The organism is Dysgonomonas gadei ATCC BAA-286 (assembly GCF_000213555.1).
GTDB lineage: Bacteria > Bacteroidota > Bacteroidia > Bacteroidales > Dysgonomonadaceae > Dysgonomonas > Dysgonomonas gadei.
In genome coordinates this window covers 70685-82997 of sequence record NZ_GL891987.1, presented here as the reverse complement: position 1 = coordinate 82997, position 12313 = coordinate 70685, and the positions used below count along the sequence as shown (strand labels likewise).

The following is a 12313-nucleotide window of genomic DNA, read 5'->3' as shown; positions in this document are numbered from 1 at the left end:
ACTACCCGAATTATGATAGAGAATAAATATAAGGATAGAATCTTGTTTGCAGATATACTAAGAGTATTCACAATATTCGCTATTATAGTATTTCATATAACGACTAATCGCTGGTTTACTTCATTTCAGGAAAACCCTGCCGAATGGCATACAATAAATATATTCGTTGCCTGCCTAAGATGGTGCGTCCCCGTATTCTTTATGCTGAGCGGGATGATATTTCTGGATCCCACTTATCATACAACAATTAAAAAGCTGTATAGCAAGACAATACCACGTATATTATGTGCTCTTATATTCTGGAGCATAGCTTATCGCCTGCTTTCGCCTTTGGTAGCTTCTTTTCTGGATATAAAACCCATTACAGGTGACGATTTCCACCGTATCTATGAAGAAATATTCCTGGGTACACCATGGCACCACCTATGGTTCATATATCCGCTACTGGCAATGTATATACTCACCCCCCTACTCCGCATTTTCACTGCAAATGCAAAAAAGGAACATTACATTTACTTCCTTATTCTCTACTTTATATTCGGTTCTGTAATACCGACAATAGACGCTCGTTTTCAGATACATATCAGCTTTAACATAAGTGAGTTATTTTCATATACAGGATACTTTATTGCAGGATATTTTTTCTATAAATTCGACCTTACAAAAAGAGAGAAAATTGTTTTATACACATTGGGAATTGCATCATTCGTAGGAACATATGCCGTCTCTACTATTGTTGGAGTCACCAATGGAGGCCCCGCGACCCAATTTTTCGACAGGACCGGCCCCAATACCATGCTATCGGCATTCTTTATATTCGTCTTTGTTAAAGACCTAGTCAACAATAGCCCTAAATTGCTGAAATACACGAACAATAAGTATATAACTACCCTTGCAAACTGTGGATTGGGCATATATCTTGTACATGATTTTTTCAATATAATACTTAATATTCTGAATATAAACACAGGAACCTTCCCGGCCATCCTATCCGTTCCTGTATTGTCTATCCTCGTATATATGGCATCTCTTGGGGTTGTTCTCATAATCAAAAAGATACCTGTACTTAACAAATGGATTATCTGAATTGATAATTTAAGAAGGTATAAAAATCTCATTTTGTCCCGAAAAAGCTTAAATAATTTATATCCCAATATTATATTTGTATAAATATGGAAAACAACATGGATAAAATTATTGTAACAACACAATTAGGTCTAAACGAGTATTTAAAAGTGAACTATTATCTACTCTTTAAGAAATGGAGTATGTGGCTCCTTCCTTTTGTAGGTCTATTATCTATTTTCTTCTATATATTAGGATATGCAAATATCTCTGCCCTCTATTTTGGTGTTATTTTTATAATCTTTTTTCCTGCCTTAACATATTATTTATTTAGAAGGAACTATTTTAATGATTCCAGAATTACAGAAACCATTACTTATACTTTCGATAATGAGATCGTAGAATCTAAAGGAGAGTCATTTGATTCTAGCTTTACGTGGGATAAAGTATATATGGTTGCAGAAACCAAGAGTTGGATACTATTATATCCTAGCAGATATATCGCATATGTAATTCCGAAAAGTAAAATATCAAAGGAAGACTTGAATATTCTAAAATCAATAATAGAGAGTCATAAAAAGATAAAGAATAAGCTAAAATAAAATAGCAGAGACGTAAATAAATAATATTATAATCTTCTAATCTATAACTATATACGTAGATTTCTATTGTAACCAGAGAAGATACATTTGATATATCCATCAATCTGATGACTCCATTTTTGAGATCAGAGAGCATAATTCATATATCTGAATATACTGCCATATCGAATCTTCATTTAGAACTCTTTGGATATGTTAATTGTTTATATTAAAACTGGGTTTTTAAGAAAACATTCAGTATAAACAATCTAAACTTACAGAATTATGAAAAATGATTTATTTTATTCTGCGAAACAAGCAGTAAAATTTTGGTGGGTTTCAATATTAGTAGGAATGCTTGCCGTAGCTCTTGGTATATGGTCTTTGATAACACCGTTAACTACATTAGTGGCTCTTACTCTGGTCTTTGCCATCACATTCTTTGTCAGTGGCATCTTCGAAATCGCCTTTGCCCTATCCAACAAAAAAGTCCTAAAGGGATGGGGATGGACGCTTATTAGCGGTATTATAGACCTTATTTTCGGGCTTATCCTTGTCGCCATGCCTGTAGAAGTTATTGCACTTGTATTAACTTATTTCGTCGGATTCTGGGTTATGTTCCAGTCTATATGGGCGATAGGCTCGGCAGCCGAACTTCAACGCAACGGTGTAAAAGGATGGGGATGGTTGATGGCATTAGCTGTACTCGGAGTTATTATGTCGTTCATCTTCATTATGAGCCCTGCATTTACCACCGGTTTCATCATAGCGTTAGTCAGCATTTCATTTATTTCCTACGGTTTCTTCCGTATATATCTAGGATTTAAGTTGAAATCTTTACATAAAGAAATGGATGAAATAGAAAAAGATTTAAAAGAATAACAAACAGGAATCCAGAATTAATTAAAGCCGCATATTTTTAGGATATACGGCTTTATTATTCTGTAAATCTGAAATTTAAATCATATTTTTACATAAATTCTATTCTTCTTACCTGCATCGTTTCTCCAGAATATTTATTTTAGTATTGCCCAAAAGGAACACAAACAATCTATAGTTGTGTATAGTATAAAATAAGCGGACACTAAAATCCAATACTTACACATATTATCCATTATAAAGAGGAAGGAACTTTATCAATATAGAGAAAGAAAAACCGAAAACAGATGACATCAAAAAATATAGAAAAAGTGATATTAAGAAAAATAATACAAAAGTGTTACCTTTGTTACCTTTTAACAAGTAGTAAGTTGAAAGTTATATAAGATACGAATAGGCGAGGTACAAGATACAAGTTGTTGACTGATGACTGTTCACTGACGGGATGCTTTGCTCAGCAAGACAAGCTAATTATTAATTTTTCATTCTTAATTATTAATTGTTTTCTGTGTTACCTTTGTTACCTTTTCAGGAAAGTCACTTGCCAGCGAAGCTAAAACAAGAATAACAATGAGAGTATTGATACAACGTGTTACAAAAGCATCCGTAACAATAGAGAACAACATAAAATCGCAGATAGGAAAAGGATTCCTTATATTACTCGGGATAGAAGATAACGACAACAAAGAAGATATAGAATGGCTCTGCAATAAAATAACAAACCTTCGTATCTTTAATGACAAAGACGGTGTGATGAATCTGTCTGCATTGGATACCGAGGCTGATATGCTGGTAGTCTCACAATTCACGCTGCATGCATCGACTAAGAAAGGAAATCGTCCGTCTTATATCCGTGCATCAAAGCCGGATACAGCAATTCCTCTTTATGAGGCGTTTTGCGAGACTTTGAGAAGAAAACTAAATAAAGATATAAGAACAGGCGAGTTTGGAGCAGATATGCAGGTAGAACTCATAAATGACGGGCCTGTAACGATATGGATAGACTCTAAAGTAAAAGAATAATGACAATAGAAGAAGCTCAACTGGAGGTTGACAACTGGATTAAAACAATCGGAGTACGCTATTTCAGCGAACTCACCAATATGACCATCCTCACTGAAGAGGTCGGTGAACTGGCACGTATTATGGCCCGCACATACGGAGATCAGTCCTTCAAGAAATCTGATCTGGACAAAAACCTGGGAGACGAAATGGCCGATGTGCTTTGGGTACTGATATGCTTAGCAAACCAGACAGGAATAAACCTTACAGAAGCTTTTCAAAAAAATCTGGAAAAGAAAACAAACAGGGATAAAGACAGGCATAAGAATAATGAAAAATTGAAATAACCCCATAAGCCTGCTTGTTACTTTGATAAGTGATACAACAAGAACAAATTATAACCCGACAATAATTATATCAATTACTTAATATGGCAGAAATAAATAAATATACCGATACACTAAAGAAGTATAAAACAGACCTCAAAGATGCTGATATAGCTGAAAAAGTAGAGGAAATAATAAGCAAGAAATTCGCTCAGAATAACAATAGAGAGGTATATAAAAGACTATACTCGTGCATAGACCTGACCTCGCTAAATGCAACTGATACACGCGAAGACATCTGGAAGTTTACCGAGAAGGTGAACGAGCGGGACGGAGCATCCGATGTAGCCAATGTAGCAGCTATTTGTGTATATCCTAATTTCATCGAAACTGTAAAGGAAGCCCTTACAGCCGATGTAAAAATCGCTTCTGTAGCCGGAGGATTCCCTTCGTCACAGACATTTACAGAAGTGAAAATAGCAGAAACGGCACTCGCGATAGCCAGTGGTGCAGACGAAATCGATATCGTTCTCAATCTGGGCTTTTTCTTAGATGAAAACTATGAGGAACTGAGCGAGGAAATAGACGAAATAAAACACGCCTGCCGCGAGGCAAAATTAAAGGTCATACTGGAAACAGGGGCGCTGAAATCTGCTAAGAACATAATGAAAGCATCCCTCCTGGCCCTATACTCGGGAGCTGACTTTATCAAAACATCCACAGGAAAAGGTTATGAAGGGGCCACTCCGGAGGCCGCATATGTAATGTGTACAGCTATCAGGGAATACACGGTGAAAACAGGCCGAAAAGTAGGTTTTAAAGCATCGGGAGGAATTTCTACCACCGCAGATGCTGTCAAATATTACACGATTGTAAAAGAGGTCTTAGGCGAAGAATATTTGAATAATGAGTATTTCCGTATAGGGGCAAGCCGTCTGGCCGATAATTTGCTAGATAGCATAAAGGAATAAGAAGCATACGTATTAAAAAAAAACTTATCTTTGCTCAAAAACAAACAGAATAATTATGGCAACAGCATATCACAACTTATCATCTTATAATCCCGAAACAGTTCCTAACGGCGAAGATATGAAAATAGGGATTGTAGTTTCGGAATGGAACGAAACTGTAACCACTCCCCTACTCCAGGGCGCTTTCAATACACTGATAAAGCATGGAGTAAAAAAAGAAAATATCCTGATTGATTTTGTTCCGGGTAGTTTCGAACTGATATTCGGCTCGAAGCATATGGTAGAAAATAAAGGAATAGATGCAGTAATCGCATTGGGCTGTGTAGTCAGAGGAGATACTCCGCATTTCGACTACGTTTGCAGCGGTGTAACGCAAGGTATCGCCGATATGAATATCCGTTACGATATACCGTTCATATTCGGGCTGTTGACCACTGACAATATGCAGCAGGCTGAAGAACGTGCCGGTGGTCGTCATGGTAACAAAGGGGATGAATGCGCTATTACAGCACTAAAAATGATAGATTTTTATCGTAGAAATTTGGAGGAATAAATAAATATATTACCTTTGCATTCGCTAAAGATAAAAGGGCAGTTACCAAAGTGGCCAACTGGGGCTGACTGTAACTCAGCTGACTTACGTCTTCGGAGGTTCGAATCCTTCACTGCCCACATACTTTGCGGAAGTAGCTCAGTTGATAGAGCATTAGCCTTCCAAGCTGAGGGTCGCGGGTTTGAGCCCCGTCTTCCGCTCTGATGAAGAGACACTTACAGAAATGTGGGTGTCTTTTTTCTTTGTAGCTAACTCATAGAGAAAGAGAGCCATCATTCTGATAACTCTCTTTATATTAATTGATTAAATTATCACTCTCCGGTTAGCGACTGTACCAATCGAACAAACTCCCTTCGATACCCATCCTCATCTTTTCCATAACCCGATCTGGCCCGTGAAATAACCTTATACAGGTCACCTGAACCATGTTGCTTATCATCACGAAGCATGATACCGAACATAGCCACCGCAGATCCGAATTTAAAGTCCTCGGAGACATTATCCAGGCCATCGTCTATCACAGGCACAGACATTAGCTTGCTCTCCTCACTTTCGGGATGTTTATATCTTAATTTAACTGTCAGCAACTCATCCGAACCTGTAGGAGACATTGTCTGATATTTGAGCGGATCTACAGACGTATCTTCTCCCTTACTCTTCTTATCTTTCTTCTCTTTAGCAGGTATTACCTCGTAGAAAGCTGTCACAGTATGTCCCATACCCATATCTCCGGCATCTTTCTGGTCATTATTAAAATCTTCTTTTTCCAGCAAACGGGTTTCATAACCTATCAGCCTATAGGAATCAACTTTCAGAGGGTTAAACTCTATCTGTAACTTGACATCTTTAGCCACAGTAAACATAGTCCCTCCAAACTCGGAAACCAATACTTTATTTGCTTCCTGCATATTATCTATATAAGCGTGATTACCATTCCCAGCCTGAGCAAGTGTCTGCATTTTATCATCCTTATAGTTGCCCATTCCATAACCGAGTATTGATAAGAATACACCCGATTTACGTTCATTCTCAATCAGCTTCTCCAATCCGTCGTTACTGGATACACCTACATTAAAATCCCCGTCTGTACAAAGGATTATACGGTTATTTCCTCCTTCAATAAGGTTCTCTTTCGCAATTTTGTAAGCAAGTACTATTCCTTCGCCACCTGCTGTAGAACCACCTGCTGTCAAGCCGTTGAGAGACTCCAATATCTTAGACTTCTCACTGCCTGGAGTAGAAGGCAATACCTGTCCTGCTGCACCCGCATATACCACTATGGCAACACGGTCGATAGGGCGAAGATTATTTACCAGAAGCTTCATAGATGATTTTACCAGATCGAGCTTGCCATCCCAATCCATCGAACCCGAAACATCAATCAGGAATACAAAATTGGTCGCAGGCAGGTTATCCGTATCTATCTCTCGAGCTTTCAGACCTATCTTCACCAAACGGTGTTTACCATCCCATGGACATTTCCCTACCTCTATCCCGAATGCTACAGGGTCATCCCCCTCAGGCTTCGGATAATCATATTTAAAGTAATTTACCAGCTCTTCTACACGGATAGCATCTGCAGGAGGCACTTCACCCTTATTGATGAAACGGCGCATATTACTATACGAAGCCTTATCCACATCTATGGAGAAAGTAGAAAGAGGCTCAGCAGAAACCTTGACAAACTTATTATCAGTAAATGCCCTGTAACTTTCAGTATTATCGAAATAGGCAGGAGGTACTGGTTCGCTGTAGGAATATGAAGAATAACTATCTGAAGATGATACCCCGTAGCCTATTACTACCATCTCATCAAGCGATTTATTGTCTTCTTTTAGCACTACATCATGTTTTGATCTGGTTACCTTAATTGTTTGTGATATAAATCCCACATAATTAAACTGAAGCTGATCTCCTATATTAGCTTCGATGGTATACTCTCCATTAACATCTGTTACCGTTCCTTTTGTGGTGCCTTTCACCATCACCGATACACCTATCAGTTCATCTCCATTATCTTCTCTCACTGTACCTGTTACAGTAATGGCATGTACAGCGTAAGAGAACATGAAAAAGCAGCATGTTAAAAGTAGGATGATGTATCGTTTTGTTTGTAGTCCCATAGTATAAATAATTAGATTAATGACTAAGTAGTTTATAAGATAGATTGCGTTTTGATATAAATTCCATAAATATAATGAGGAAAGTTAAATATAAAGCATCCAATAAAAGAAAATAGCAATAAAACATGCTGGCCCGAATATTACTTTCCGTACACAACTGTCCGAAAACGGACAATCTGGATATCATCAAAACATTGAAAATAAACATATTGACTTATTGGCATATTCATTGATAAATAAAGTATGGAATACTAAATAATTTCAGAAATGGACAGGGAAATACCACTCAGTATACAGCGAAAAGAAAAACGGAAATTAATACTCCGGTATGGAATAATTGCATTGGCAATAATAATTGTTATTATTTTCTTAATGAATATACTGGAAAGCACACTCTCCTATAAAAGTATAACGATAGGTACAGTGGATAAAGGTACAATAGAAGTAACAGTAAATGCGTCCGGCAAAGTGATTCCTCTGACCGAAGAAATTATCGTTTCCCCCATCAACAGCCGAATACTCGAAGTATATAAAAATGCAGGGGATTCGGTACTTTCCGGTGAACCCATCCTGAAACTGGAACTGGCTTCCGTAGAAACGGACTATAACCAAAAACTGGACGAGAAAGAGATGAAGGCCAGCAAGCTGATCCAATCGAAGATTACCCTCGAAAATAGAATATCGGAACTGCAAATGCAGATGCAGGTGAAAGACATGAACCTGAAACAGATGCAGACCGAACTCAAAAATGAGCAATACCTCGACAGTATCGGAGCAAGCACAACAGATAAAGTGCGTCAGGCAGCATTGAACTATGAAGTAGCCAAACTCGAGCTTCAACAGCTGAAACAACAAATAGAGAATCAGAAGAAAAACGCTTCTGCAGAAACAAAAGTACAGGAACTGGAAATAAGCATTTTTGAAAAATCGTTAGCCGAAAGTGCACGCCTGCTAAAAGATGCACGGATACTGTCGCCGCAAAAGGCAACCCTGACTTATGTAAACAACCAGATTGGTTCGCAGGTATCAGCAGGCACGCAAATAGCGATTATATCCGATTTAAGCCACTTTAAGGTAGAAGCCGATATAGCAGACAGCTACGCCGAAAAATTAAGCACAGGAGCAAAAGCAATCATCAAAATCGGACAATTGCAACTGGAAGGGACCGTCGTCAACATTACGCCATCTGTAAAAAATGGGGTTATCCAATTCATAGTTATGCTGAAAGATGCAGGGAATTCACGCCTGCGAAGTGGGCTTAAAACCGACGTATTTGTATCGCATGGCATTCAGGAAGATGCCTTACGCATACCAAATGCATCCTACTACATCGGTGCAGGAGAATATGAACTATGGGTAGTAAAAGACGGGCAGGCAGAGATTCGTAAAGTGAAACTGGGAGAGAGCAGCTTCGAATATGTAGAAGTGATCAATGGATTAAATCAGGGAGAACAGGTAATTGTCTCTGATATGAGCCAATATAAGGGGAAGAAATCAATAAAGATAAAATAAACAAGAAATCAATAACCTATAATTCATAAAATTATGTCAATCATCAACTTACAAGGTATAACAAAGATTTACCGCACAAAAGAGGTCGAGACAGTAGCGTTGGAAAATGTAAATCTGGAAGTGCAGAAAGGAGATTTCCTCTCCGTAATGGGGCCTTCGGGTTGTGGAAAGAGTACAATGCTGAACATCATGGGACTGCTCGATGTACCCAGCGAGGGTAAAGTGCTTATCGGTAATACCGAAACTCATAATATGAAAGATAAAGAGATGGCGGAGTTCCGGAATAAAACTCTGGGTTTTGTATTTCAAAGTTTCCATCTGATAAACTCGCTCAATGTGCTCGACAATGTGGAACTCCCCCTTCTTTATCGCAAATCGGGAGATAGCAGCCGGCGTGAGATGGCTAAAAAAGTATTGGAGAAAGTTGGTTTATCGCACCGTATGAAACACTTCCCGTCACAACTATCGGGCGGGCAATGTCAACGTGTAGCTATCGCCCGTGCTATCATCGGCGACCCGCAGATCATACTTGCCGATGAGCCTACCGGAAATCTGGACAGCAAAATGGGAGCTGAAATCATGGACCTGTTATTTGAACTGAACAACGAAGGCACAACCATAGTGATGGTAACGCATGATGAACATATCGCCAAAACCACAAAACGGATTATCCGCTTCTTTGATGGCAGAAGAGTTGAATAGACCTTTATCCGGCAACAGAAATACAGGTAATAACAAATTCGTATTAATATGATTATCCGACAATTGAAAACCACATATCATGTATAAGATCTACTTCAAACAAGCCATTGCAATGCTGAAACAGAACAAGTTTATCAGTATAATAACTATTGCGGGAACGGCATTGGCTATTATGATGATTATGGTTCTCATAGTCAGCGAATCTATCAAAAATATAAGTGTAGCACCCGAAGTCAACCGCGACAGAACGATGTACATCCGCGGCGAAATAAAAGAACAGAAAAACAACAAAGGAAGGCAAAGCAATGGTAATACCAGTTACCAGGTATACAAGGACTATCTGTCGGAAATGAAGTCTCCTGAATTAATCAGCATACAAGCTAATGCATGGAACAAAAGTCAGGTAACAACATCTGAAGACCTGATGGAACGAATGCCTTTTGAATTGAAATCGACAGATGCAAATTTCTGGAAAATCATGTCTTTTTCGTTTACCGAAGGTAGCCCATTCAGTGAAGAGGATTTTAAATCTGGTCTGAAAAAGGCCGTTGTAACAGAAAAAACAGCAAAAACACTTTACGGGAATCAAAATGCTTTAGGTAAAACCATTCACATCGATTTTAAACCGTATACCATAGTGGGAATAGTGAAAGATGTATCACAAATATTCAAATATGCCTCTACAGATATTTATATTCCATATACATCACGCTCTGCTTACGAACAGGGATCTTTTCAGATTTTATTTTTGGCAAAAAGCAAAAAAGACTTTGACACCATTGTAGAAGAAGTACGTGCAGCCGAGCGGAAGTACAATGCTACAGACGAAGAATGGACACTTAAACTTTTAGGGCCGTATAGTCACGCAGTGCATAAAATGACCAACTCTCTCGGCGATCCGGACATTAAAGGAAATATAAGGAAAATTATATTTGTTTTGGCCATCTTATTGATCATACCGGCCATAAACCTGTCCAGCTTTAGCCTTTCGCGAATAAAAAGACGGACAGAAGAAATAGGAATAAGAAAAGCATTCGGAGCAAAAAAATATGTCATACTGATGCAGGTACTATACGAAAACCTCATTACATCCCTTATAGGGGGTGTCGTAGGACTTATCTTCTCTTTTGCTGTGGTAATGTGGCTGAAGAAATGGCTCCTGGATGTAGGAGAAGATAGTTCTATCCCGCTGGAAACGTTAGTGTCGTTCCCGGTATTCCTCGCTGTATTTCTCGTATGCCTGCTCCTGAACCTTCTTTCGGCTGGTATTCCGGCTTACAGAGCCTCTAACGTAAATATAGTAGATTCTCTTAACCGAAATAACTTATAACCATGATAAAGCACATTTTAAAACTGATTTGGACAGAACGTAAGGTAAATGCGTGGATATTACTGGAACTGATTCTCGTGTTTTGCATATTGTGGTTTTGTACCGATTATTTATACTTTATGACAAAGCGATATCTTGAACCCCGGGGATTCAATATAGAACATACATACCGGATAGGAATAGATCTGAAAGATGAAGGACGCGAAATACTGGCCTCATCGGATGAAGAAAAGAAAAATGAAATGAGGGACGATATATGGACTATTTATGATCGCATAAAAAGCTATCCGGCAATAGAGTATCTAAGTTATTCCAGTTCAGCCTATCCTTATTCCGGTTCCTGGTCGAATGGAGACATGATGATAGATTCGGTAAGCGCGTATTTCCAATTTAAAACCATAACTCCCGAATTTTTTAATGTATTCAAAATAGATATCCTTTCGGGTACTCCCTTCAGTTGGGATAATGTAATTGTAGGCAGGCCTATCATAATAAGCCCCGGACGGGACGGACTGATAGCCAATAAACTTCCACAAGAAGTAAAATGTACAAACCCCGGAGGAGAACATGAAGAGACTGTTATAGGAACAGCTGTTAAAACCAAAAGAAATGAATATGAGAATTATAGTGCCGTCCTCTACAGGCCTATGAAAAAGGACCACCATTATGTAGCCGAATACAGGGAAGTGTGTGTGAGGGTAAAACCGGAAGCCGATAAGAATTTCGAAGAGAAATTTACTAAAGATATGCGAAACCAACTGGAAGTAGGCCCTTATTACCTCTCATCAGTAATATCGATAGAAGAAGACAGGGAGCAATATATGAACTGGAATGGTTATGAAAACAATTTCAAAAGCATATATTCTATCACAGCTTTCCTTATTGTAAATATATTCCTCGGCATTATAGGGACATTCTGGTTCCGCATACAATCGCGCCGGAGTGAAATAGGATTGCGTATCGCATTGGGAGCATCAAAATCGAATGTAAAAAATATGTTTGTATTGGAGACTATCTTATTGCTGTTTCTGGCAAGTATCGTAGCAACCATAATCTGTATAAATGTATCGGTAACAGATGTAATCAGGGACATCAATGTACCTATACCTAACAGGGAAGGAGAAAGCGCAGGTATTTTACAATATTTTATAAACTATGGATTTACATTCCTTTTCCTTGCACTGATAGCAATTGTTGCCGTATGGTATCCTGCAAAGAAAGCATCGGATATACAACCAACAGAAGCACTGAGAGATGAGTAAAAAACAA

General features: G+C 38.4%; 12 protein-coding genes and 2 tRNA genes. 13 read left to right on the top strand and 1 reads right to left on the bottom strand.

All coding sequences use genetic code 11. The features are described 5' to 3' along the window. Positions 1-12: 12 nt before the first annotated feature. The 9 genes from HMPREF9455_RS15690 (at position 13) to HMPREF9455_RS15650 (ending at position 5577) form a co-directional block, all read left to right on the top strand. Positions 13-1086, top strand: coding sequence for an acyltransferase (locus tag HMPREF9455_RS15690; RefSeq protein WP_006800713.1), 1074 nt, complete (start codon positions 13-15; stop codon positions 1084-1086). A gap of 86 nt (positions 1087-1172) precedes the next feature. Next, entirely contained in the window at positions 1173-1667 is a 495-nt protein-coding gene (locus HMPREF9455_RS15685) for a YcxB family protein (protein ID WP_044216486.1), read from the top strand. A 264-nt stretch (positions 1668-1931) separates the two neighbouring features. Next, on the top strand, positions 1932-2528 hold the full coding sequence (locus HMPREF9455_RS15680) for an HdeD family acid-resistance protein (protein WP_006800711.1): 597 nt from the start codon (positions 1932-1934) through the stop codon (positions 2526-2528). A gap of 567 nt (positions 2529-3095) precedes the next feature. Next, entirely contained in the window at positions 3096-3548 is a 453-nt protein-coding gene (gene dtd / locus HMPREF9455_RS15675) for a D-aminoacyl-tRNA deacylase (RefSeq protein ID WP_006800710.1), read from the top strand. Further along, positions 3548-3874, top strand: a complete 327-nt coding sequence (locus HMPREF9455_RS15670) for a nucleotide pyrophosphohydrolase (protein WP_006800709.1) — start codon at positions 3548-3550, stop codon at positions 3872-3874. The genes dtd and HMPREF9455_RS15670 overlap by 1 nt, the downstream gene beginning before the upstream one ends. 83 nt (positions 3875-3957) lie before the next feature. Then, entirely contained in the window at positions 3958-4824 is an 867-nt protein-coding gene (gene deoC, locus HMPREF9455_RS15665) for a deoxyribose-phosphate aldolase (RefSeq protein ID WP_006800708.1), read from the top strand. A gap of 55 nt (positions 4825-4879) precedes the next feature. Further along, positions 4880-5377, top strand: a complete 498-nt coding sequence (ribH, locus tag HMPREF9455_RS15660) for a 6,7-dimethyl-8-ribityllumazine synthase (RefSeq protein WP_006800707.1) — start codon at positions 4880-4882, stop codon at positions 5375-5377. 36 nt (positions 5378-5413) lie between these two features. Next, positions 5414-5496, top strand: a tRNA-Tyr gene (locus tag HMPREF9455_RS15655). An 8-nt stretch (positions 5497-5504) separates the two neighbouring features. Then, a tRNA-Gly gene (locus HMPREF9455_RS15650) sits at positions 5505-5577 on the top strand. A gap of 111 nt (positions 5578-5688) precedes the next feature. Here HMPREF9455_RS15650 and HMPREF9455_RS15645 read toward each other — a convergent pair. Beyond that, a complete protein-coding gene (locus HMPREF9455_RS15645; protein ID WP_006800706.1) occupies positions 5689-7500 on the bottom strand; it encodes a vWA domain-containing protein in 1812 nt (603 codons plus the stop codon). Positions 7501-7767: 267 nt separating this feature from the next. Between HMPREF9455_RS15645 and HMPREF9455_RS15640 the strand changes: the two genes are divergently transcribed. From HMPREF9455_RS15640 to HMPREF9455_RS15625, 4 genes are all read left to right on the top strand, one after another. Further along, positions 7768-9012 (top strand): efflux RND transporter periplasmic adaptor subunit, encoded by a 1245-nt coding sequence (locus tag HMPREF9455_RS15640; RefSeq protein WP_006800704.1) that lies wholly within the window; start codon positions 7768-7770, stop codon positions 9010-9012. 33 nt (positions 9013-9045) lie between these two features. After that, positions 9046-9714, top strand: a complete 669-nt coding sequence (locus HMPREF9455_RS15635) for an ABC transporter ATP-binding protein (protein WP_006800703.1) — start codon at positions 9046-9048, stop codon at positions 9712-9714. 79 nt (positions 9715-9793) lie between these two features. Then, positions 9794-11044: an ABC transporter permease gene (locus tag HMPREF9455_RS15630; RefSeq protein ID WP_006800702.1), complete on the top strand. Its 1251-nt coding sequence runs from the start codon at positions 9794-9796 to the stop codon at positions 11042-11044. Between the two features lie 2 nt (positions 11045-11046). Continuing rightward, on the top strand, positions 11047-12306 hold the full coding sequence (locus tag HMPREF9455_RS15625) for an ABC transporter permease (RefSeq protein ID WP_006800701.1): 1260 nt from the start codon (positions 11047-11049) through the stop codon (positions 12304-12306). The last annotated feature ends 7 nt before the right edge of the window (positions 12307-12313 follow it).